22 protein-coding genes and 1 pseudogene are annotated in these 20,732 nt (G+C 61.6%); 12 read left to right on the forward strand and 11 right to left on the reverse strand.

Going from position 1 to position 20,732, the window contains the following annotated elements:
• Positions 1–2: 2 nt before the first annotated feature.
• Positions 3–712: pseudogene (locus B3N48_RS11845) on the reverse strand (ABC transporter ATP-binding protein); the annotation flags it as partial.
• A 62-nt stretch (positions 713–774) separates the two neighbouring features.
• Entirely contained in the window at positions 775–1,350 is a 576-nt protein-coding gene (locus B3N48_RS11850; RefSeq protein ID WP_296183837.1) for a DUF2796 domain-containing protein, read from the reverse strand.
• Between the two features lie 247 nt (positions 1,351–1,597).
• On the opposite strand from B3N48_RS11850, the gene B3N48_RS11855 reads away from it, so the two are divergent.
• The gene (locus B3N48_RS11855; protein ID WP_296183839.1) at positions 1,598–1,951 is read left to right on the forward strand and encodes a hypothetical protein; all 354 of its coding nucleotides are present in this window, start codon (positions 1,598–1,600) and stop codon (positions 1,949–1,951) included.
• 219 nt (positions 1,952–2,170) lie between these two features.
• Here the strand turns inward: B3N48_RS11855 and trxA are convergent, their stop codons facing one another.
• The 3 genes from trxA to B3N48_RS11870 all read right to left on the reverse strand — a co-directional run bounded on the left by trxA (position 2,171) and on the right by B3N48_RS11870 (position 4,316).
• Positions 2,171–3,043: a thioredoxin gene (trxA, locus tag B3N48_RS11860; protein ID WP_296183840.1), complete on the reverse strand. Its 873-nt coding sequence runs from the start codon at positions 3,041–3,043 to the stop codon at positions 2,171–2,173.
• 170 nt (positions 3,044–3,213) lie between these two features.
• Positions 3,214–3,867 carry a class I SAM-dependent methyltransferase gene (locus B3N48_RS11865; protein ID WP_296183842.1) on the reverse strand — a complete coding sequence of 218 codons (654 nt, stop codon included), beginning with the start codon at positions 3,865–3,867 and terminating at the stop codon, positions 3,214–3,216.
• On the reverse strand, positions 3,864–4,316 hold the full coding sequence (locus B3N48_RS11870) for a YbaY family lipoprotein (protein ID WP_296183843.1): 453 nt from the start codon (positions 4,314–4,316) through the stop codon (positions 3,864–3,866). Before B3N48_RS11870 ends, B3N48_RS11865 begins: the two co-directional genes overlap by 4 nt.
• A gap of 162 nt (positions 4,317–4,478) precedes the next feature.
• Here B3N48_RS11870 and nrdR point away from each other — a divergent pair, with 162 nt between their 5' ends.
• From nrdR to B3N48_RS11920, 10 genes are all read left to right on the forward strand, one after another.
• Complete coding sequence (nrdR, locus tag B3N48_RS11875) at positions 4,479–4,943, forward strand: transcriptional regulator NrdR (protein ID WP_065988433.1); 465 nt, start codon at positions 4,479–4,481, stop codon at positions 4,941–4,943.
• Positions 4,944–4,945: 2 nt separating this feature from the next.
• The gene (ribD, locus tag B3N48_RS11880) at positions 4,946–6,085 is read left to right on the forward strand and encodes a bifunctional diaminohydroxyphosphoribosylaminopyrimidine deaminase/5-amino-6-(5-phosphoribosylamino)uracil reductase RibD (RefSeq protein ID WP_296183847.1); all 1,140 of its coding nucleotides are present in this window, start codon (positions 4,946–4,948) and stop codon (positions 6,083–6,085) included.
• A 45-nt stretch (positions 6,086–6,130) separates the two neighbouring features.
• Positions 6,131–6,802 (forward strand): riboflavin synthase, encoded by a 672-nt coding sequence (locus B3N48_RS11885; RefSeq protein ID WP_296183849.1) that lies wholly within the window; start codon positions 6,131–6,133, stop codon positions 6,800–6,802.
• Positions 6,803–6,819: 17 nt separating this feature from the next.
• Entirely contained in the window at positions 6,820–7,911 is a 1,092-nt protein-coding gene (gene ribBA, locus B3N48_RS11890) for a bifunctional 3,4-dihydroxy-2-butanone-4-phosphate synthase/GTP cyclohydrolase II (protein ID WP_296183851.1), read from the forward strand.
• A gap of 112 nt (positions 7,912–8,023) precedes the next feature.
• Positions 8,024–8,500, forward strand: a complete 477-nt coding sequence (ribE, locus tag B3N48_RS11895) for a 6,7-dimethyl-8-ribityllumazine synthase (RefSeq protein WP_037017809.1) — start codon at positions 8,024–8,026, stop codon at positions 8,498–8,500.
• On the forward strand, positions 8,497–8,997 hold the full coding sequence (gene nusB / locus B3N48_RS11900; protein WP_296183853.1) for a transcription antitermination factor NusB: 501 nt from the start codon (positions 8,497–8,499) through the stop codon (positions 8,995–8,997). The genes ribE and nusB overlap by 4 nt, the downstream gene beginning before the upstream one ends.
• 36 nt (positions 8,998–9,033) lie before the next feature.
• Positions 9,034–9,999: a thiamine-phosphate kinase gene (gene thiL / locus B3N48_RS11905; protein ID WP_296183854.1), complete on the forward strand. Its 966-nt coding sequence runs from the start codon at positions 9,034–9,036 to the stop codon at positions 9,997–9,999.
• On the forward strand, positions 9,996–10,505 hold the full coding sequence (locus tag B3N48_RS11910; protein WP_296183855.1) for a phosphatidylglycerophosphatase A family protein: 510 nt from the start codon (positions 9,996–9,998) through the stop codon (positions 10,503–10,505). The genes thiL and B3N48_RS11910 overlap by 4 nt, the downstream gene beginning before the upstream one ends.
• Before the next feature lie 199 nt (positions 10,506–10,704).
• Complete coding sequence (gene ribA, locus B3N48_RS11915) at positions 10,705–11,322, forward strand: GTP cyclohydrolase II (protein WP_296183856.1); 618 nt, start codon at positions 10,705–10,707, stop codon at positions 11,320–11,322.
• 67 nt (positions 11,323–11,389) lie between these two features.
• Positions 11,390–12,175 carry a cobalamin-binding protein gene (locus B3N48_RS11920; RefSeq protein WP_296183868.1) on the forward strand — a complete coding sequence of 262 codons (786 nt, stop codon included), beginning with the start codon at positions 11,390–11,392 and terminating at the stop codon, positions 12,173–12,175.
• A 41-nt stretch (positions 12,176–12,216) separates the two neighbouring features.
• Here B3N48_RS11920 and B3N48_RS11925 read toward each other — a convergent pair whose 3' ends face one another.
• The 6 genes from B3N48_RS11925 to B3N48_RS11950 all read right to left on the reverse strand — a co-directional run bounded on the left by B3N48_RS11925 (position 12,217) and on the right by B3N48_RS11950 (position 19,445).
• On the reverse strand, positions 12,217–14,100 hold the full coding sequence (locus B3N48_RS11925) for a TonB-dependent receptor domain-containing protein (RefSeq protein ID WP_296183858.1): 1,884 nt from the start codon (positions 14,098–14,100) through the stop codon (positions 12,217–12,219).
• 125 nt (positions 14,101–14,225) lie between these two features.
• Positions 14,226–16,115 (reverse strand): 1-deoxy-D-xylulose-5-phosphate synthase, encoded by a 1,890-nt coding sequence (gene dxs / locus B3N48_RS11930; RefSeq protein ID WP_296183859.1) that lies wholly within the window; start codon positions 16,113–16,115, stop codon positions 14,226–14,228.
• Positions 16,116–16,326: 211 nt separating this feature from the next.
• The gene (ispA, locus tag B3N48_RS11935; RefSeq protein WP_296183860.1) at positions 16,327–17,214 is read right to left on the reverse strand and encodes a (2E,6E)-farnesyl diphosphate synthase; all 888 of its coding nucleotides are present in this window, start codon (positions 17,212–17,214) and stop codon (positions 16,327–16,329) included.
• Positions 17,211–17,453 (reverse strand): exodeoxyribonuclease VII small subunit, encoded by a 243-nt coding sequence (locus B3N48_RS11940; RefSeq protein WP_062384761.1) that lies wholly within the window; start codon positions 17,451–17,453, stop codon positions 17,211–17,213. The genes ispA and B3N48_RS11940 overlap by 4 nt, the downstream gene beginning before the upstream one ends.
• A 239-nt stretch (positions 17,454–17,692) precedes the next feature.
• A complete protein-coding gene (gene nfsB / locus B3N48_RS11945) occupies positions 17,693–18,346 on the reverse strand; it encodes an oxygen-insensitive NAD(P)H nitroreductase (protein ID WP_296183861.1) in 654 nt (217 codons plus the stop codon).
• A gap of 91 nt (positions 18,347–18,437) precedes the next feature.
• Positions 18,438–19,445 carry a zinc-binding alcohol dehydrogenase family protein gene (locus tag B3N48_RS11950; RefSeq protein ID WP_296183862.1) on the reverse strand — a complete coding sequence of 336 codons (1,008 nt, stop codon included), beginning with the start codon at positions 19,443–19,445 and terminating at the stop codon, positions 18,438–18,440.
• 115 nt (positions 19,446–19,560) lie between these two features.
• Here B3N48_RS11950 and B3N48_RS11955 point away from each other — a divergent pair, with 115 nt between their 5' ends.
• Positions 19,561–20,466, forward strand: a complete 906-nt coding sequence (locus B3N48_RS11955; RefSeq protein WP_296183864.1) for a LysR family transcriptional regulator — start codon at positions 19,561–19,563, stop codon at positions 20,464–20,466.
• The last annotated feature ends 266 nt before the right edge of the window (positions 20,467–20,732 follow it).

Below are 20,732 nucleotides of genomic sequence, written 5' to 3' on the forward strand. Positions count from 1 at the left end.
CTCAAACCTCGGGGGCGACGGCGGCGCGGTTGAGTTCGGCCAGCGACAGGTTGCGGTCGAACAGGGGCGCCAGGCTCTGATCATGGCTGACGAACAACAGACTGGCACCCGCCTCGCGGCATTCGGCGAACAGCAGTTGAATGAAGGCCTCGCGGGCGTCGGCATCCAGCGCCGAGGTCGGCTCGTCGGCGATCACCAGCTCAGGTTGGCCAATCAAAGCCCGTGCGGCAGCGACCCGCTGTTGTTGGCCGATGGACAGCGCATCGGCGCGGCGCTCAAGCAGTTGCGGGTCTTTCAGGCCCAGGTGCGCGAGTAACGTTGCCGCCGCTTTATCGACACTGCCGTGACGTTGCGTTGCTCGCGCAGCGCGGACTTTCGAAAAGTGGCAGGGCAGCTCGACGTTTTCCCTCACCGACAGAAACGGCAGCAGGTTGAATTGCTGAAAAATGTAGCCAGTGTGATCGACGCGAAAACGGTCGCGGGCGCCCGCTGAGAGCTGCGTCAGCTCCTGACCGAGCAGGCGTATGCTGCCGCGATCAGGCTTCTGCACGCCGCCGAGCAGGCCGAGCAGGGTGGTCTTGCCACTGCCACTCGGTCCCTTGAGAAACAGCGTTTCGCCGGCCTCCAGGCGAAAGGCGGGGATGTCCAGCAACGGCGCGTGGCCCGGCCAGGCGAAGCCGAGTTCGGACAGTTCGATGAGTGCTTGAGTCATGGCCTGAGTCATATCGGAAGGGTGAGCGACCGGAAGGTCCGGTCGCGTGTGCAGGCGCGGGTTTAGAACTTCACCATCGGGTTGCTTGGACGTACTTCGGCGCCCATCTGGCGTTTCGGCGTGACCAACTGGACCTGGATGGTCTGGGTGGCGGGGAAGCTTTTGAACAGTTGGGTGAGATCGAGTTTGTTCAGCACGGCAGGTACGCTGCATGTGAATTGATAGTGGCCGTGAATCTCACTGTGTTCGTGTTCATGCTCGTCCGCATCACCGTCGTCATGATCGTCGTCCTTGTCGCCGAACAGCGGGCTTTCCAACTTCTGTTGGGTGACGGTGCAACCCGCCGCCTCCGGAATGCTGAACAGGCCATGGGGCTTGAGCAGTGTTTCACGGGCTTGGGCCAGCGTGGCTTTATCAGCCGCCGTGGTCGCTGCGTGTTCGAAGCCGACGATGTTCATCGCCGGGGTGTCCAACTCCAGCTCTAGCGTGCGCCCATCCAGCGCCAGATCCAGACGCGCCACACCGTGGACATGTGCGCCGAGGCTGCCGTGTTCATGATCGTGGTCATGTTCGTCGGCGGCGTGGGCAATGGACAGGGGAAGCAGCGCGAAAGGCAAAGCGAGTAGCAGACGACGCATGGGGGAAGGCTCCGGGAGGGTCGAAAAATTGTTATGTGATCTTATAACAATAGTTCGTAGCGTTTCTTAACTTTTTCAAGCGTCGCTGATAACAGTAGGAGTGAGCTTGCTCGCGATAGCGTTCTGGCTGATACATAAATGCCAGCAGGTAGGCCGCCATCGCGAGCAAGCTCACTCCTACAGGGATGGGTGCAACGCTTCAGGTCCTATGGGACCATGCCTCGCAGAAAATCTGAGGGCACACATCATGTTGAGAATCCGAGGCACCGTCGGCGACTTGCCGGTGGATCTGACCGTGGAAATGGACGATGGCGACTGGGCGAAGCTGGGTATTCAATTCGGCGCACTAACACCCGAGCAGACGTCAGACAGGGCGACGGCTGCCAAACCCCAGGCCGGCCGCCACGACGCCGTTTGGGACATTGCTCAGGATTTGCTGCGTAAAGCGGGTCACATGAGCGGGCCGGACCTGCTGGGTCAACTGGAAGGACTGGCGGGCAGTACGGCGGCTGGCAAACGCCTGATGGTGCGCATGCGCCACAGCGCCAACGTCAGAGTCGAAAGCCAGGGCGATGCGCCGGAGTATCACTGGGTGGAGTGATGTCCCCCGCATCGGCGCAGCTCTGTAGGCATGAGCTTGCTCGCGATGGCAGTGTATCCAGGCAGCACGATCGTCACTGGCCGCACCGCGATCGCGAGCAAGCTCACGCCTACAAGGGTGAAGTCAACTTGGTACAGCGCAGCAAACAGCTTGCGCGGTAGGCCGCCACTGACGCACCGCGATCGCGAGCAAGCTCACGCCTACAGGGCGGCAGTCAACTTAGTACAGCGCAGCAAACAGCTTGCGGCGGTAGGTTGTGACCAGCGGATGATCGTTGCCCAGCAGGTCGAACACTTGCAGCAGCGTCTTGTGCGGCAGGCCTTCGTTGTAGCTGCGGTTGCGCATGAACAGCTTGAGCAAACCCTCCAGTGCTGCGTCGTATTGCTGGCGAGAGAGTTGCTGAATCGCCAATTGATACGCCGCCTCGTCATCCTGGGGATTTTGCGCCAGACGGGTTTTCAGGTCGGCGACGTCCGGCAGCGCCGCCGCTTCACCGAGGAAGGTCAGTTGGGCCTTCGCCCCGGCCAGCGCAGCTTTGTGGTCATCGCCTTTTACAGCGTCCAGCACAGCGCGGGCTTCGGTCAGTTCGCCGCGTTCGGCCAGGCACCGCGCATACAGAATCAGCGCGGCGGCGTTGGTGTTGTCTTCGGCCAGGAGGGTTTGCAGAACGGCTTCCGCTTCGGCGAAGTGACTCGCAGCGAACATGGCCTGCGCAGTCTCCAGCGGATCTGCGGCAGCTGGTGGTGGCAGTTTCACATGGGGTTCGAGCAGTTTGCGGATCTCGGACTCAGGCTGCGCACCGGCAAACCCGTCCACCGGCTGGCCATCCTTGAACAGCACCACGGTCGGCAGGCTTCGAATACCAAAGCGGCCAACGACATCCGGCTCGGCATCGCAATCGACCTTGGCCAGTAGCAGCTCGCCCTGATAGCTCTCGGCGATCTGTTTGAGCAGCGGCATCAGCACCTTGCACGGCGCGCACCACTCAGCCCAGAAATCCACTAGCACTGGCTTGTGAAAGGAGTTTTCGATGACCAACTGATCGAAAGTGGCAGTGGTCGCATCGAAGATGTACGGCGTGTCCTGGCTCATCGCAAGTCTCGAAATAAAGGCTCAATGGCGGCAACTATAAAGGGCCGGGGACGTTGTCGGAAGGGTGATTCGTTTCTTGCCGAAGACCGTGGGAGCCGGCTCGCTGGCGAATGTGGTTTGCCAGTGAGCACAGAACCTCCACAGGGAATGCGTCTGCTGGTAGGACCTCGTCAGCGTATGGCGTGATACAGGCTCACCTTGCGAAACTCCCACGGCTCGGCCAGATCTGGCAGGGTCAGCGCTTCGAGAACGCCCAGTCGCCGATACGCAGGGTGATGAAAGTCCCGCACTCTTGAATCCGCCACCAGCGCTTGTTTCCCGCGACTCAGAAACTGATCCAGCAGCGGCAGATTCGCGCGGTCGTACAGCACGTCCGCCACCAGAATCAGATCGAAGCGATCCTCTTCTGCGAAAAAGTCCGTCGAGTAGCTAAGCGTGATGTCATTGAGCTGCGCATTTGCCTGACAGGCTTCAATCGCCAATGGATCAAGATCACACGCCACGACTTCCAGCGCCCCGGCTTTCTTCGCCGCAATGCCCGCCACCCCCGAACCGGCACCGAAATCCAACACACGCTTACCTTCGACCCATTGCGGATGGTCGGCAAGAAACCGCGCCAACGCCAGCCCGCTGGCCCAGCAGAAACTCCAATACGGCGGCTCGTGCAGGATGCGCCGGGTTTCTTCCGGGCTGAAGGCGCGGTCCATGTTCAACGCGTCAATGAGCCACAGTTTCAGACCGGTGCCCGGCAACGGCTCGGCGACCAGCCGGGCATCGCCCAGCAGTTCGCTCAGCGCTGCTTGCAGATGAGCCGGTGGCGTCATGGCATCTTGAAGAGTTGCAGCTGACCCACCGATTGAGTGTCAGGCCTGGCGATCAACACCGACGGGAGGTGCATGGTCAACTGGCCGGACTGACTGGCGCGCCCGCGCAGCTCGACCCGCGCGCCCTGTGGAAACGCTTCCGGGTTGAAACGCAGTTGAAACGGCAGCGATTGATTGTTGCCCGTGAGCTTGGTGCTGCTCAGCAGTTTTTGCGGGCGATTGCGCTCATCGATCACCAAAAGCGCCAATTCGACCTCGGCCCCAGCAGGCACGCCCAGCAATTGGCCGCTTATTTCACGCTGATAAGGCAGCAGCGGCCCCGGGCCTTCTGGCAGTTTGATCGCGTTGGGCGCAGGTTTTGCGGGGGCGGCAGGCTTGGGAGGCTCAGTGGAGCTGCAGGCGGCAAGTAAACCCAGCAGGCTGACAACAGCAAGCGAACGTAACGACATGAACAGCTCCAGCAAAACAGAATACGGGTGGAAAGACGCAGTATCGCCGAGGCTGACCAATTTCGCTGCACTGATTGCGCGTCTGTAGACCGCAAAGCCCGAGACTTGTCTTGCGAGCGGGATGCGCTACCATGGCCCTCCCTTTTTTTGTTGCCTGCCACCATGCACTGTCCCTTTTGCGGTGCCAACGACACCAAAGTCATTGACTCGCGCCTCGTCGCCGAAGGCGATCAAGTTCGCCGCCGCCGTGAATGCGTCGCCTGCGAAGAACGTTTCACCACGTTTGAAACTGCCGAGCTGGTCTTGCCCCGTTTGATCAAACAGGACGGCAGCCGTCAGCCCTTCGACGAAGAAAAACTGCGTGCCGGCATGCAGCGTGCGCTGGAGAAGCGCCCGGTCAGCGTCGAGCGGCTGGAAGCGGCCCTGGCTCACATCAAGAGCAAACTGCGCGCCACCGGTGAGCGCGAGGTCAAATCGCTGATCGTCGGCGAGCTCGTGATGGGCGAGCTGCAGAAACTCGACGAAGTGGCGTATATCCGTTTCGCCTCCGTGTATCGGCGGTTCCAGGACCTCAACGAATTCCGCGAAGAAATCGACCGACTGGCTCGCGAGCCGGTGAAAGAGTGAGCATGTCCTCCACAGAGCAGAGCGTGCTCGACGCCTTTTACATGGCGCGGGCGCTGGAACTGGCGCGCAAGGGCGTCTACTCGACGCACCCCAACCCTCGCGTGGGTTGCGTGATCGTGCGCGATGGCGAGGTGGTGGGCGAGGGCTGGCATGTGCGTGCAGGTGAACCCCACGCCGAAGTCCACGCACTGCGCCACGCGGGCGACAAGGCCAGAGGCGCCACCGCTTACGTCACGCTCGAACCTTGCAGTCATCACGGGCGCACCCCGCCGTGCGCCGATGCCCTGGTCAATGCAGGTGTCGGTCGTGTGGTAGCCGCCATGCAAGACCCCAATCCCGACGTCGCCGGACGGGGTCTATTGCGCTTGATGAGCGCCGGTATTGCCGTGCAGAGCGGCGTGCTGGAAAGCGAGGCGCGAGCGATCAACAAAGGTTTCCTCAAGCGCATGGAACATGGCCTGCCGTACGTGCGGGTCAAGTTGGCCATGAGCCTGGACGGCCGCACGGCGATGGCCAGTGGCGAAAGTCAGTGGATCACCGGGCCTGACGCGCGCTCGGCCGTGCAGCGTCTGCGTGCCGAGTCCAGCGTCGTGCTGACCGGCGCCGACACGGTACTCGCAGACGGTGCCCGGCTTACCGTGCGTCCAGATGAGTTGGGCTTGAGTGCCGAACTGACGGCGCTGGCGGTGGGCCGTCCGCCTCTGCGCGTGCTGGTCGATGGGCGTCTGCGCGTGCCGTTGGACGCGCCGTTCTTTCGAGCCGGTAATGCACTGGTCGCGACCTGTGCGGCGGCGTCGGCGCGGGGGCGTTATCAGGATCAGGGCCACGAATTGCTCGCACTGCCGAGCAGCGGCGGCCATGTCGATCTGCGCAAACTGTTGGTGGAACTGGCAGGGCGCGGGGTCAACGATGTGCTGGTCGAAGCCGGGCCGAAGCTGGCGGGTGCATTCACGCGGCTCGGGCTGGTCGATGAATTTCAGATCTTCGTGGCAGGCAAATTCATGGGTTCTTCGGCGCGGCCCTTGCTGGACCTGCCGCTGGCGCAGATGAGCGAAGCGCTGACGCTGAAGATCACCGACATGCGCGCTGTGGGGGATGACTGGCGAGTCACTGCGATACCTGTTCACGGCCCGAGCGTATAATCCCGGCCATCGTCTTAACGCTGGCTCTGTTCTCCTGGAGGACCCATGTTTACCGGCATCATCGAATCCATCGGCAGCATCCGCGCCATCACTCCCAAAGGCGGCGATGTCCGCGTTTATGTTGAGACCGGCAAACTCGACCTTTCCGACGTCAAGCTTGGTGACAGCATCGCCGTCAACGGCGTATGCCTGACCGCCGTCGAGCTGCCGGGCGACGGTTTCTGGGCGGACGTCAGTCGCGAAACCCTCGACGTCACAGCGTTCATCGACCTGAAAACCGGCAGCCGGGTGAACCTGGAAAAAGCCCTGACGCCGACCACTCGCCTGGGCGGCCATCTGGTCAGCGGCCACGTCGACGGCGTCGGTGAAGTGCTGTCTCGCGAAGAAAACGCGCGCGCCATTCAGTTTCGCCTGCGCGCCCCTCGCGAACTGGCCAAGTACATTTCTCACAAAGGCTCGATCACTGTCGACGGCACCAGCCTCACGGTGAACGCGGTCAATGGCGCCGAATTCGAACTGACCATCGTGCCGCACACGTTGGCGGAGACCATCATGGGCGACTACCGCCCGGGCCGTAAGATCAACCTGGAGGTGGATCTGCTGGCGCGTTATCTGGAGCGCTTGCTGCTCGGTGACAAAGCCGCGGACCCGACGCCTGCTCAGGGCGGCAACATCACTGAAAGCTTTCTGGCCGCCAACGGCTACCTCAAATCCTGAATGAAGGAGGGTGCCGCGTGGCGCTCAATAGCATCGAAGAACTGGTTGAAGACATTCGCCAAGGCAAGATGGTCATCCTCATGGATGACGAAGACCGCGAGAACGAAGGCGATCTGATCATGGCCTCCGAATGCGTGAAGGCCGAGCACATCAACTTCATGGCGCGCTACGCCCGTGGCCTGATCTGCATGCCCATGACCCGCGAACGTTGCGAAACCTTGAAACTGCCGCTGATGGCACCGCGCAACGGCTCGGGTTTCGGCACCAAGTTCACCGTTTCCATCGAAGCTGCCGAGGGCGTGACCACCGGCATTTCCGCCGCCGACCGCGCGCGTACCGTGCAGGCTGCCGCCGCCAAGGACGCCAAGGCCGATGACATCGTCAGCCCGGGCCACATTTTCCCGCTGATGGCTCAAGCGGGCGGCACCTTGTCCCGCGCCGGTCACACCGAAGCCGCGTGTGACCTCGCGCGCATGGCCGGTTTCGAACCCACCGGGGTGATCTGCGAAGTCATGAACGACGATGGCACCATGTCTCGTCGTGCTGAACTCGAGGCGTTTGCCGCCGAACACGACATCAAGATTGGCACCATTGCCGATCTGATCCATTACCGGATGATCCACGAACGTACCGTTCAGCGGATTGCCGAGCAGCCTCTCGACACTGAACAGGGCCAGTTCAACCTCGTGACCTATCGCGATTCGGTGGAGGGCGACGTTCACCTGGCGCTGACCTTGGGCAGAGTCTGCGCGGAAGAGCCGACCCTGGTTCGCGTTCACAACATGGACCCGTTGCGTGACCTGTTGATGGTCAAACAGCCCGGCCGCTGGAGCTTGCGTGCTGCGATGGCCACGGTTGCCGAGGCGGGCAGTGGCGTGGTGCTGCTGCTCGGTCACCCGCTGGATGGCGACGCCGTGCTGGCCCACGTGCGCGAAACGGCTGGCGCTGCGCCCGCCAAAACGCCGACCACTTACAGCACCGTGGGTGCCGGTTCGCAGATCCTTCGCGACTTGGGCGTACGCAAAATGCGCCTGATGAGTTCGCCAATGAAGTTCAACGCGATATCCGGTTTCGATCTGGAAGTTGTAGAATACGTGCCCTCCGAATAAAGACCGATGGGCTTTGCCCCTGCGGTGACCGATTCGTGGCCTAAAATCCCTGAAAGCGCGCGCCTGATGCGCGCTTTCTTGCTCTTTAATACGAAACACGAGACTCAGCCGAATGACCCTGAAGACCATCGAAGGTACCTTCATCGCCCCCCAAGGTCGCTATGCCTTGGTGGTTGGCCGCTTCAACAGCTTCGTCGTGGAAAGCCTGGTGAGCGGTGCCGTTGATGCCCTGGTTCGCCATGGCGTGAGCGAAAGCGACATCACCATCATCCGCGCACCGGGCGCGTTCGAAATCCCGCTGGTCGTGCAGAAGGTCGCTCAACGCAGCGAGTTCGCCGCCATCATCGCGCTGGGCGCAGTCATTCGTGGCGGCACACCGCATTTCGAATACGTTGCAGGCGAGTGCACCAAAGGCCTGTCTCAAGTCTCCATGGAATTCGGCGTGCCAGTCGCATTTGGCGTGTTGACCGTCGACTCCATCGAGCAAGCCATCGAGCGTTCCGGCACCAAGGCCGGGAACAAAGGTGCCGAAGCTGCCCTGTCCGCCATCGAGATGGTCAGCCTGTTGGCGCAGTTGGAGGCCAAGTGATTAACGACGACAGCGATCGCTTCAACCCACGCGATCCGCGCCCTGCGGATGCCGGCAAGCCATCGAAAAGCGAAAAGCGCCGTGCCGCCCGTCAGCTGGCAACTCAGGCGTTGTACCAGCAGCACATGGCCAACCAGTCGTTGAACGAGATCGAGGCGCAGTTTCGCGTCGACAACGATTTCAGCGATGTCGACGGTGCTTACTTCCGCGAAATCCTGCACGGGGTTTCGACGAAGAAGGATCAGATCGATGCCGCGCTGGCGCCGTGCCTGGACCTGACCATCGACGAGCTGGACCCCGTTGAACTGGCTGTTCTGCGCCTTTCTACTTGGGAACTGCTGGAACGTATCGACGTGCCGTACCGCGTGGTCATCAACGAAGGCATCGAGCTGGCGAAAGTCTACGGTTCGACTGACGGCCACAAGTTCGTCAATGGCGTACTCGACAAACTGGCTCCGCGTCTGCGCGAAGTCGAAGTGAAGGCTCACAAGCGCTGAGGCCTCTGGATTTCCAGAACCTCCGCGTCTGACGCCATGGGCGAGTTCGAGCTGATCCGCAATTACTTTGCCGCTGCGCCCTGTGCGCAGCCCGGCGAAGGCGTCGCGTTGGGGATTGGCGACGACTGCGCGCTGTTGTCGGTGGCGCCCGGTGAACAGCTGGCGATTTCCACCGACACGCTGGTCGCCGGGGTGCATTTCCCTGACGTCTGCGATCCTTTCCTGCTCGGCCAGCGTGCCCTCGGCGTCTCTGCCAGTGATTTGGCCGCCATGGGCGCCAAGCCTCTCGCGTTTACCCTTGCCCTGACATTACCTGAGGTTTCCGCCGCCTGGCTAGAGGCGTTCGCCCGTGGGCTGAACGAAATGGCGCAGTGCTGCTCGATGCGCCTGATCGGTGGCGACACGACCCGCGGCCCTCTGAGCCTGACCGTCAGCGTGTTTGGCTCGGTGCCCGTGGGTCAGGCGTTGACGCGTGGCGGCGCCCGATCAGGGGATTTGTTGTGCGTCGGCGGGCCGCTGGGCGATGGGGCGGGTGCGCTGCCATTGGTGTTGAACCAGCGCAGTACCGAGGCGTCTACCACACAGGCTTTGCTGGCCCGCTACTGGTCGCCTCAGCCGCAGTTCGAGCTGGGCATGGCGTTGCGCGGTAAGGCGACCTCGGCCTTGGACATCTCCGACGGTTTACTCGCCGATTGTGGGCATATCGCCTTGGCGTCGGGCGTGCGCTTGCTGGTAGAGCGGGACAAGGTGCCGATGTCTGACGCGCTGCTGGCCTTTTTCGACGCGGATGAAGCGTTGAATGCCGCCCTCAGCGGGGGCGATGACTACAGACTGGCGTTCACACTCCCGGCATCATGGCTGGCTACGCTTGTCGAGGCAGGTTGGCCCATTTTCGTGATTGGTCGTGTGGTCGAAGGCCAAGGCGTGGCGCTCATCGACGATCACGGGCAGGACGTCACTCCGTTGACTCGGGGTTACCAACATTTTCGGGAGACACGGTGACAGATCATCCTAATCAGGTCCCGGCGGAAAACGTTCCACCGTCGGTGTGGACCAATCCTTGGCATTTCCTGGCGTTCGGCTTCGGCTCTGGCACGCTGCCGAAAGCACCAGGCACCTGGGGTTCAATCGTGGCCGTGCCGTTCATTCCCCTATGGCAGATGCTGCCGGATTGGGGCTATTGGCTGATGCTGGGCATCACCATGCTGTTCGGCTTCTGGCTATGCGGCAAGGTGGCCGATGATCTGCGCGTCCACGACCACGAAGGCATCGTCTGGGACGAAATGGTCGGCATGTGGATCACCCTGTGGCTGGTGCCCGAAGGCTGGGTTTGGCTGTTGGTGGGTTTTCTGGTCTTCCGGTTCTTCGACATTCTCAAACCGTGGCCCATCCACTGGATCGACAAACACGTTCATGGCGGCGTCGGCATCATGCTGGACGACGTACTGGCCGGGGTGTTCGCGTGGTTGGCGATGCAGGGTCTGGTCTGGGCATGGGGCGTGATATAGCAAACGGCTCATCGGGCGCGGTGGCTGGAAGCGGCCCTGTCTCTTCCAGATGGGTGACGGCTCCGCGAGTCAAAAGACGGGGCAATCATCAAACTTCCTGATCTGAATGGGCGACAATTCGGCCTAAGCGTCTCCAGGAACCTGCTGTTACAATGCCGCCTTGCTAATTTCCAGTCCTCATACTGATCAGGAGCACACGGTGCCCGTCGTATTTGTCGCGGCTTCCAAGCTGCCTACCCCTTTTGCCACTTTCAAAATGAACGGCTTTCTTGAAGAAGAAACAGGTCGCGAACACGTCGTCCTGAGTCTTGGTGATGTCTCGGATGGCGCCCCGGTGCTGGGTCGGGTGCATTCCGAATGCCTGACCGGCGACGCCCTGTTCAGCCAGCGTTGCGACTGCGGTTCCCAACTCGAGGCAGCCTTGCGCGCCATCGCCTCCGAAGGCCGTGGCGTTTTGCTGTACCTGCGTCAGGAAGGCCGCGGTATCGGCCTGATGAACAAGATTCGCGCGTATGAATTGCAGGATGGCGGCGCCGATACGGTCGAAGCCAATGAGCGTTTGGGCTTCGCTGCTGATCAGCGCGACTACGGCATTTGTTTGCCGATGCTCGAACATCTGGGCGTGAAATCATTGCGCTTGATGACCAACAACCCGCGCAAAGTCAAAGCCCTGACAGACATGGGTATCAACGTGGCTGAGCGGGTGCCGCTGCACACCGGACACAATCCGCACAACAAACTGTACCTGGCCACCAAGGCAGGCAAGCTTGGCCACATGATGGGCAATGAGCATCAGAGCGAGGTCGATCCGGCGTGACACCGTCGTGCGCCGGGGCGCGTCACCCGGCGACGCTTGCCGGAATGCCTGGGTTGCAATGTCGCTGATGCGCGCCGTTGTCGTTTGCCTGGTGTTGCTGACGGCCTGCCAAGCCAGCGCTGCTCAACGGGTCATCAGCCTGGCACCTTCTCTGACTGAAATCGTTATCGAACTGGGCGCTGCCGATCTGCTGGTGGGCGTGCAGGATGGCGGCGAACGGCCTCCCGCTGTAACAGCGCTGCCTTCGGTGGGGCGCTATGGAGAGCTGGAAATGGAACGCTTGCTCAGCCTGCGCCCGGACCTGCTGTTGCTCTGGCCCGGCAGTGTCAGCGCGGCGCAGCGCGATCAATTGCAGCGTTTGAGCATTCCCACCTTCATCGCCGAGCCTCACACGCTGGATCAGTTGGCTGATCAGATCGAGCAGATGGGCGAGCGTTTGGGCCGTGCGGAGCGGGGCAGACAAGTGGCGACAGCGTTTCGCCAGCGACTGGCTGAGCTAAGAACGCGTTACCACCGGGAGATGCCAGTCAGCGTGTTCTATCAGGTATGGGATCAGCCGTTGTACACCGTGGGCGGCGGGCAGATCATCAGCGATGCGTTGAAGGTGTGCGGAGCGAAGAACGCGTTCGACGACCTGAGCCAACCTGCGCCTCAAGTCAGCCTCGAAGCCGTCTTGCAGCGAGCGCCTGAAGTCGTCGTGGCCGGCTCGACGTCGCAGCTCGCGATGTGGAAAGCCTGGCCCTCGCTGAAAGCTCGCTTCGTGGTGGTGCCAGACAAAGGCATTGAGCGGCCGAGCGGGCAGATGATCGAGGCGTTGGCAACGTTATGCGAAACCCTGTCGCCAGCGCCATGAGCGCAACAGCGTAGGCGCGCGCTTCTGCAGTCCGATCGGCGTTAAAGCTCCGGCGTCCAGGTCACGCCAACCATCCACGTTCGCCCCTCTTCGTGATAGCCGTAGTTGCTGCCGTCGAAGCTGTACAGCGTGCGGCGGTAGCGCTTGTCCAGGGCGTTATCCAGCTTGAATTCCAGCTTCACGTCATCGCTGGCTTTCCAGCTGCTGCGCAGGCCGAACAGCGTATAACCTCCAATCGTCTGGGTGTTGGCCTCGTCGTTGTAGCTGCTGCTCACGGCCTGCCAGCTGGCGCCGACGCCGAGTCTGTCGAACTGACGATCAAGGTCCAGACTCACCGTTCGCCGCGCCCGGCGATTCAGGGTGTGCCCAGTGTCGCGGTCTTGCGGGTCGATAATCGACGCGCCGAGTTTGCCGGTCCAGCCGAACAGTTGTTGCTCCAGCGACGCCTCGAACCCGTTGATCCGCGCCGAGCCAATGTTTTGCGGGGTGAAATCGGCGTCCAGGGCGATGGCGTCTTTCAGGTCGGTGCGGTACAGAGAGGCCTCCAGTTTGCGGGTCTCGCTCAATCGACTGCGCCATTGCATCTCGTAGCTTTTCGAGTGTTCCGGCTTGAGATTCGAGTTACTGAAACCGGGGTAATACAGGTCGTTGAACGTCGGCGCTCGGAAGCCTTCGCTGTAAGAAATCAACACGTCATTGGCGTCGTTGACAGGCACCGTCAGCGTGCCGCTCCACGTGTTCTGGCTGCCGAATTGCTGGTTCTTGTCATGACGCAGCCCCAGTTCGGTAGAGAACCCGTTGCCCTTGAAGCGGTGCTGAACGAATACGGCGCGGTTCCAGCGGCTGTCTTCGTCAAACGCCGTGCTGCTGTTGACCCGGTCCTCATACCCGTCGGCGCCCAGCATCAAGCTATTGCGCTCGTTCAGCGTCACGTCGTTTTGCCAGTTCAGCGAGTCGCGGTAGGTGTTGAAGACGTAATGATCGTCGCTGAGTTTGTCGTAGGTCTTTTCGCGGTTTTCGCTGTGGCCCAGTTCGAGGCGGGTTTTCCAGCGTTCGTTGATCCGCGCATCCAGGTATGTGCCCAGCGTGCTTAGCTCGAAATCGCTGTACTGCTGTTGCCCGACGCTGTTGAAGGTGACAGGGTCAAACAGGCCGAAGGGGTTGTCGAATTCGGTCTTGCCCTTGTTATCCAAGGCGTTGAAGCCGATTTCGACGTCGTCGTTCAACCAGTGGCTGAAGTTGAGGCCATAGGAGGTGTTGCGGTAGGCGTCGTGATCGGCGTCGCTGGCAAAGGACGGGCCCGTGCGGTCGATACCGTGTGTGTCGTCGAGGCTGGTGCTGAGGTTGAAGCGTGTGCGCTGGTCGCCGCCTGACAACCCCAGGCTGTTCTGCGACGTGCCGCGATTGCCGAGACCGGTGTGCAACCTCGCCTGCAGGCCCTGTTCGGCACCGCGCCGGGTGAAGATCTGGATCACGCCGCCGATGGCGTCGGCCCCGTAAATAACCGACCGCGAACCCCGCAGCACTTCTACCCGCTCGATCTGCTCGACGTTCAAGTACTGCAATGCGCTGTCTGCGGACGTGGCGTTGGCGATGCGTTGACCATCGACCAGCACCAGGCTCTGCGCCGCTTTGGTCCCGCGAATGTAGATCCCCGGCAGACTCCCGCGCCCGCCGCTTTGCGCTACCTGCACGCCGGGCACGCGGCTCAGCAGTTCGGTGACGCTGGTGGGTTGCAGGCGTTCGATGTCAGCGCGGGTGAACACGGTGTTCGCGGCCGTGCTGGCGTCGCGCTGCTCAACCTGGCGATTGGCGCTGATGACGACGTCGGGGAGCTTGAGGGCATCTTCGCGGTCGGGCAGCTCGGCGAAGGCTTGCGTGCAAGGCAGCAAAGTGAGGGCGAGGGAGAGGCGAGAGAGTGTCATGGTGCGTCTGACCACCGCAAAAAACGGTAGGAGTGAACTTGCTCGCGAGGCGTTCTATCAGACGGCATCCGCGTATCTGACACGACGCTATCGCGAGCAAGCTCACTCCTACAGAGGGTTTTTCTTCAAGCGTTATTCAGGCGCCGATTGATCGACGCCTCGATTCCGTTCGCGTCCAGCCCGCATTCGGCGAGCATCTGCGCCGGTTTGGCGTGTTCGACGTAGCTGTCCGGCAGGCCAAGGTGCAGCACGGATTTAAGAATGTTCTCTCGCGCCAGAAACTCACTGACCGCCGCGCCCGCGCCGCCCATGATGGCGTTTTCTTCGAGGGTCACCAGCAGGTCGTGGCTGGCGGCCATTTCGCGAACCAGTGCTTCGTCCAGTGGCTTGACGAAGCGCATGTCGACCACGGTGGCATTGATCTTGTCTGCAACGATCAGCGCCTCGGCCAGTTGCACGCCGAACACCAGCATCGCCACCTGGCTGCCTTGGCGACGGACGACGCCTTTGCCGATTTCCAGCGGTTCGAGGCTGCTGTCGATCACGGCATTCGGGCCGGTGCCTCGGGGGTACCGCACCGCCGCAGGGCCATTGAACAGGTAGCCGGTGCTGAGCATTTTGCGCAGTTCGTTCTCGTCACTTGGCGTCATCACCAGGATGCCGGGGATGCAACGCAGGTACGACAAGTCGAAGCTGCCGGCGTGAGTGGGGCCGTCTTCGCCCACCAGACCCGCGCGGTCAATGGCGAACAGCACGTCGAGGTTCTGCACCGCGACATCGTGGATGAGCTGGTCGTAGCCACGTTGCAGGAAGGTCGAATAAATCGCTACGACCGGCTTGGCGCCCTCGCAAGCCATGCCTGCCGACAGGGTCACGGCGTGTTGCTCGGCGATGGCGACGTCGAAATAACGGTCTGGGAAACGCTCGCTGAACGCCACCAGGTCCGAGCCTTCTTTCATCGCGGGCGTGATGCCCACCAGACGTTCGTCACTGTCGGCCATGTCGCACAGCCACTGCCCGAACACACCTGAATATTTCGGACCGCTGGCTTTCTTCGGCACGGCTGGCGCGTTCAACGGATCGAGTTTGGTGATTGCGTGATACTCGATCGGGTCAACCTCGGCCGGCGCGAAGCCTTTGCCCTTTTTGGTGACCACGTGCAGGAATTGCGGGCCTTTGAGGTCACGCATGTTGCGCAGGGTAGCGATCAGCGTTGGCAGGTCGTGGCCGTCGATGGGGCCGATGTAATTCCAGCCCAACTCTTCGAACAGGGTGCCCGGAACCAGCATGCCCTTGGCGTATTCCTCGGTGCGGCGAGCGATTTCCCATGCGCCAGGCAGACGCGACAGCACTTTTTTGCTGCCTTCGCGCATGCTGGTGTAGGTGCGGCTGGAAAGGATCTTCGCCAGATAGTTCGACAGCCCGCCGACGTTGCGCGAGATCGACATGTCGTTGTCGTTGAGAATCACCAGCATATCGGCGTTGACTTCGGGAGCGTGGTTCAACGCTTCGAACGCCATGCCCGCTGTCAGCGCGCCGTCACCGATGACCGCGATGGCCTTGCGGTCGTTGCCTTGCAGGCGGTTGGCGACGGCCATGCCCAAGGCTGCGCTGATGGAGGTGCTGGAGTGGCCGACGCCAAAGGTGTCGTACTCGCTCTCGCTGCGGCGTGGAAACGCGGCCACACCGCCTTTCTGACGCAGGGTGGACATCTGCTCGCGTCGACCGGTGAGGATCTTGTGCGGGTACGCCTGATGGCCTACGTCCCAGACCAGCCGGTCGTCGGGGGTATCGAAGACGTAATGCAGCGCCACGGTCAGCTCGATGACGCCAAGGCCAGCGCCGAAATGCCCGCCGGTCTGGCCAACGGTGTAGAGCAGCTCCAGGCGCAGCTCATCGGCCAGGGCTTCGAGCTCGGTTTCACCTAGGCGGCGTAGACCGTCCGGCGTCGCTGCCTTGTCGAGCAGCGGCGTGGAAGGGCGCTCGCGGGGAATGTCTTTGAACGTCGTGGGCATCAGGCGAATCGTTATAAGTAAAAGAGGCGGAAGTTTACCTGATGCATCGCAAGCAGCGCACGCGAGACAGCAACGTGATACTTGGGTGAGTCAGGCTCGGGCTTGGTCGGAGCGCGCTTGCCAGCGAAGCGTCTTGTCCATCAGGACGGTCGCAATCTCCGGAATGCCGCCCGGAGCAAGCGCTCCTACAGAATGATCCCGCGATTGCAGGTCAGTTCCGTCTTTCGACGATGTATCGTGCCAACGCACGCAAGGGTTCGGCCGCCGCGTCGAATGGTCGCAGCGCCACGAGCGCCTGATCGCGCAGTTCCAGTGCGTAATGCTTGGCTTCTTCCAGCCCGAGCAGTGCCGGGTAGGTTGGCTTGTCGCGGGCGATATCGGCACCTTGGCGTTTGCCGAGGGTCGCGGTATCGCTTTCGACGTCGAGAATGTCGTCCTGCACCTGAAACGCGAGGCCAATGGCGCGGGCGTAGATTTGCAGCGAGTCGAGCTGTACCTGAGTGGCATGACCGCTGGCCAGCGCACCGAGCCGGACGCTGGCTTCGATCAACGCCCCGGTTTTATGCCGATGCATGATTTCCAGCGCCTTCTGGTCGAGCTTGAGGCCAACCGAGCCCAAGTCGATGGCCTGTCCGCCCACCATGCCGGCAGGGCCTGCGGCGCGGGCGAGGGTGGCAACCATCTTCAGACGGGCTTCAGCCGGTTGCGGCGTCAGCGTGCTGTCGCTCAACACGCTGAAAGCCAGGCTTTGCAGGCCGTCACCGGCGAGAATGGCGCAGGCTTCGTCGAATGCCTTGTGAGTGGTCGGCAGGCCGCGACGCAAATCGTCGTCGTCCATGGCGGGCAGGTCATCGTGAACCAGCGAATACGCATGAATCAGCTCAACGGCGCAGGCGGCGCCATTGGCGTGTTCGGCGTTGCCACCCAACGCTTCGCATGCCGCGTAGACCAGCAGCGGGCGCACGCGCTTGCCGCCGTTGGTGACGCTGTAGCGCATCGCCTGGTAAAGGCGGGTGAGTTCAGGTGTGGGAGGGGTGAACAGGCTCTCCAGCGCCGCATTGACACGCGCCTGACTGAGCGCCTGGTACTCGGCGATCATTCTGGCTGTTCCGCGTCGAAGGGTTCCTCTGCCAGCTCGCCATCGCGCTCCAGCAACACTTGCACCTTCTGCTCGGCCTGGGCCAGTGCGCTCTGGCACTCGCGGGTCAGGCGGATGCCTTGTTCAAAGGCCGTCAACGAATCTTCCAGCGACAGCTCGCCGTTCTCCAGACGCTCCACCAGCGTTTGCAAATCCGTGAGGGACTGTTCGAAATCCAGTGCAGCTTTCTTGCGGGCCATGGCGGCTATCCTGGTAGACGTTAAACCGGCGCGACACTAGCAGAGCGAGGGCATTGGGGCAAATGAGAGGTGCCAGGCGGGGTGCATGTTCGTTTCACACGGGGCTGCCAGCGTGCGCCGCCCGATCTGTAGGAGTGAGCTTGCTCGCGATGGCATCGGTCCAGTCACCACAGGGGCTGGTAGTCGGTCATCGCGAGCGCACTCTCACCTACAGGCCGGCAGGTGAAACGGGGTATGCCTTACAAAAACGTGAACACCGATTCCGCCGGCAGACGCGATTTCGGCAGTTTGGCGTTGAAGTCGGCCTCACTGCGATAGCCCAGCGAAACCACGACCAGACTGGTGAAGCCTTTTTCGCGCAGGCCGAGTTCCGCATCCAGCTTTTTGAAGTCGAAGCCTTCCATCGGCGTGGCGTCCAGCTCCAGCGACGCAGCGCCCAACAGCAGCGTGCCCAACGCCAGATAAGTCTGTTTCTCCATCCAGTGCTGAACGTCTTTCTGGTCGTACTTGTGCATGTTTACGTAGCCGCGACGGCTGGCGTTCTGTCCGGCCTTGGCCTCGGCGGTCGGGAAACGGCCGTCTTGCTCTTCCTGCGCCAACACCGCTTGCAGGTGTTCCTCGGTCATCTCGGTGCGGGTGCACAGCACGATGACGTGGGAGGCGCTTAGGATCTTGCTCTCGTTGTACACGAAACCGCCATCCGCACCTTTGGCGATGCGTGCCTTGCCCTGCTCGTCCGCGGCCACGACGAAATGCCATGGCTGCGAATTGACGGACGAAGGGCTGTGGCGCAGTTGGTCAAGCAGCGTGTCGAGTGTTTCTTGTGGGATTTTGCGGCTGGTGTCGTAGGCCTTGGCGGTGTAGCGGGATTTGGCGAGTGCAGTGAGTTGCATGGCGTTTCTCCTGAACAAACGGGTCGAGCGCGGCACGGAATCGGTGCCGAAAGAGGCACCGAATTTGTCTGCCAACGCCGTGAAATGGGGATCAGAAACCTTCGAGGACGATCTTGCCCTTGGCTTTGCCGCTTTCGATGACGGCGTGGGCACGGCGCAGATTTTCGGCGTTGATGGTGCCGAAATGTTCGCCCAACGTGGTCTTCAACACGCCTTGATCGATCAGCTTCGCTACGCGATTGAGCAGTTCGTGCTGAGCGATCATGTCCGGGGTCTCATACAACGAGCGGGTGAACATCAACTCCCAGTGCAACGACAGCGCCTTGCGTTTCATCGGCACCACGTCGAGGGTTTTCGGGTCGTCGATCAACGCCAGCTTGCCTTGTGGGCGCAGGGCTTCGATCAGTTGCGGGAAGTAGCTGTCGGTGTGGGTCAGGCTGGCCACATGGCTGACCTGGCCGACGCCGATCTTCTCCAGTTGCGCCACCAGCGGCTGACTGTGGTCGATGACGTGGTGAGCGCCGAGGTCTTTGACCCACTCCTGAGTTTCCGGACGCGACGCGGTGCCGATCACCGTCAGTTTGGTCAATTGACGCGCCAGTTGAACGAGGATCGAACCCACGCCACCGCCTGCGCCGATGATCAGCAGGCTGTCGCCTTCACCGCCGCCTTCCTGCACGCCGAGGCGATCGAAGAGCAATTCCCACGCAGTGATCGAGGTCAGTGGCAGCGCGGCGGTGTGGGCGTTGTCGATGGACTTTGGTTTATGGCCGACGATGCGCTCGTCCACCAGATGAAATTCGCTGTAATTGCCCGGCCGCGCGATGGAGCCTGCATAGAACACTTCGTCACCCGCTTTAAACAGAGTGACGTCGCTGCCAATTTCGCGTACCACGCCGACGGCATCCCAGCCTACGACCTTCGGCTCGGTTGCCGCAGAGCCCGCGCGGATTTTGGTGTCCACCGGGTTTACGGAAAGAGCGCGCACTTCTACCAGCAGATCACGTGGACCGGGGGTAGGTTTGGGCAGATCCATGTCGATCAGCGATGTCGGGTCTTCGATCGGCAGGCCGTGTTGGGTGAAGGCAATGGCTTTCATGGCGATTTCTCAAATGAATGAAGGCGAATGTTTCAAGCGTTGGACGCATCTTGTTCTTCTCCGTCGATAAGAAAAACCCGCACAATGCGCCAACACTTTCACAGCTGGAGTGAAAATGATCCGTATCGATGATCTGGCGCTCTTCATTCGGACTGCCGCGCTCGGGAGTTTTTCCAACGCCGCGCGAGAAGTCGACCTGCTGCCGGGGCAAGTGGCCGCAGCGATCAAGCGACTGGAACGCGAGCTGGACATTCGGCTGTTCGCCCGCTCCACACGCAGTTTGCGCCTCACCGCCGAAGGCGAGCAGTACCTGCCGACGGCGCAGACCGTACTCGATGCGTTGAGGGAGGGGCGAGAAAAGCTGCGTCGCGAAAACGCCGAGCTGCGGGGCACGCTGCAAGTGGCGATGCCATCGGATTTAGGGCGCAACGTGATGCTGGAGTGGCTGACCGGGTTTCGACGGGAGCATCCGGCGTTGAACCTGCGGCTGTTTGTGTCCGACCAGGTCGCCGATATGTTCCGCGATCCCGTGGATGTGGCCATTCGCAGCGGAGTAATCGAAGACGCCAATTACATCGCGCTGCCGCTGGCGCCCTGGAATCGCCGAATGCTGGTGGCGTCTCCCGAATACCTGACGCGCAAAGGGCGGCCCAAAGACTCGGAAGACCTGCTGCGCCATGATTGCTTGCTGTACATCATCCACGGGCGTGTTTATGACAAATGGCCGGTGGGCGGTCGGGTGTTCACAGTGACCGGGCCATTGCTGACCGACGATGCCGACCTCGTACGACGTTGGGCCGTGGCGGGCGAGGGCATCGCGTATAAATCCTGGGTCGACGTGCGTGACGATGTGCTGGCCGGACGGCTGGAACTGCTGCTGCCCGACTACCACGGCGAACCGGCGCCGGTGAATTTCGTCTATCCCCATCGGCAACAGTATTCCCCGGCAGTGCAGCAGCTGTATTCGATGTTGAAGGGTCGGTTTGCGGAATTGGAGAAGGGGATGCCAAGGCTGTTGTGAATCCTCGGCTAATGAAGCCTGCTGGCTCGCAGTTCCCGCCTTTGGCCGTTCGCCGTTGTGAGCAAACGGCGGTCCACAGAGGCTTGCTGCAGCGCTTACTGCTACGGAGTGCCAGTCGTACGAAAAATCCCGCCACACCCCGGACCTTGTAGGAGCAGCCGGAGGCACGACGGCCGCGAGGGCGGTGTCTCTGTCCGTACTTCCGCGATTCTTCCACCGCTATCGCGGCCGTCCTACCTCCGGCGGCTACTGACACCTGGGCCTCC

This window comes from Pseudomonas sp. UBA1879, assembly GCF_002338065.1.
GTDB lineage: Bacteria > Pseudomonadota > Gammaproteobacteria > Pseudomonadales > Pseudomonadaceae > Aquipseudomonas.

Coding starts and splice junctions, on each gene's coding strand:
- B3N48_RS11850 (WP_296183837.1), bottom strand. CDS start 1,350: ATGCGTCGTCTGCTACTCGCTTTGCCTTTCGCGCTGCTTCCCCTGTCC.
- B3N48_RS11855 (WP_296183839.1), top strand. CDS start 1,598: ATGTTGAGAATCCGAGGCACCGTCGGCGACTTGCCGGTGGATCTGACC.
- trxA (WP_296183840.1), bottom strand. CDS start 3,043: ATGAGCCAGGACACGCCGTACATCTTCGATGCGACCACTGCCACTTTC.
- B3N48_RS11865 (WP_296183842.1), bottom strand. CDS start 3,867: ATGACGCCACCGGCTCATCTGCAAGCAGCGCTGAGCGAACTGCTGGGC.
- B3N48_RS11870 (WP_296183843.1), bottom strand. CDS start 4,316: ATGTCGTTACGTTCGCTTGCTGTTGTCAGCCTGCTGGGTTTACTTGCC.
- nrdR (WP_065988433.1), top strand. CDS start 4,479: ATGCACTGTCCCTTTTGCGGTGCCAACGACACCAAAGTCATTGACTCG.
- ribD (WP_296183847.1), top strand. CDS start 4,946: ATGTCCTCCACAGAGCAGAGCGTGCTCGACGCCTTTTACATGGCGCGG.
- B3N48_RS11885 (WP_296183849.1), top strand. CDS start 6,131: ATGTTTACCGGCATCATCGAATCCATCGGCAGCATCCGCGCCATCACT.
- ribE (WP_037017809.1), top strand. CDS start 8,024: ATGACCCTGAAGACCATCGAAGGTACCTTCATCGCCCCCCAAGGTCGC.
- thiL (WP_296183854.1), top strand. CDS start 9,034: ATGGGCGAGTTCGAGCTGATCCGCAATTACTTTGCCGCTGCGCCCTGT.
- B3N48_RS11920 (WP_296183868.1), top strand. CDS start 11,390: ATGCGCGCCGTTGTCGTTTGCCTGGTGTTGCTGACGGCCTGCCAAGCC.
- B3N48_RS11925 (WP_296183858.1), bottom strand. CDS start 14,100: ATGACACTCTCTCGCCTCTCCCTCGCCCTCACTTTGCTGCCTTGCACG.
- dxs (WP_296183859.1), bottom strand. CDS start 16,115: ATGCCCACGACGTTCAAAGACATTCCCCGCGAGCGCCCTTCCACGCCG.
- ispA (WP_296183860.1), bottom strand. CDS start 17,214: ATGATCGCCGAGTACCAGGCGCTCAGTCAGGCGCGTGTCAATGCGGCG.
- B3N48_RS11940 (WP_062384761.1), bottom strand. CDS start 17,453: ATGGCCCGCAAGAAAGCTGCACTGGATTTCGAACAGTCCCTCACGGAT.
- nfsB (WP_296183861.1), bottom strand. CDS start 18,346: ATGCAACTCACTGCACTCGCCAAATCCCGCTACACCGCCAAGGCCTAC.
- B3N48_RS11950 (WP_296183862.1), bottom strand. CDS start 19,445: ATGAAAGCCATTGCCTTCACCCAACACGGCCTGCCGATCGAAGACCCG.
- B3N48_RS11955 (WP_296183864.1), top strand. CDS start 19,561: ATGATCCGTATCGATGATCTGGCGCTCTTCATTCGGACTGCCGCGCTC.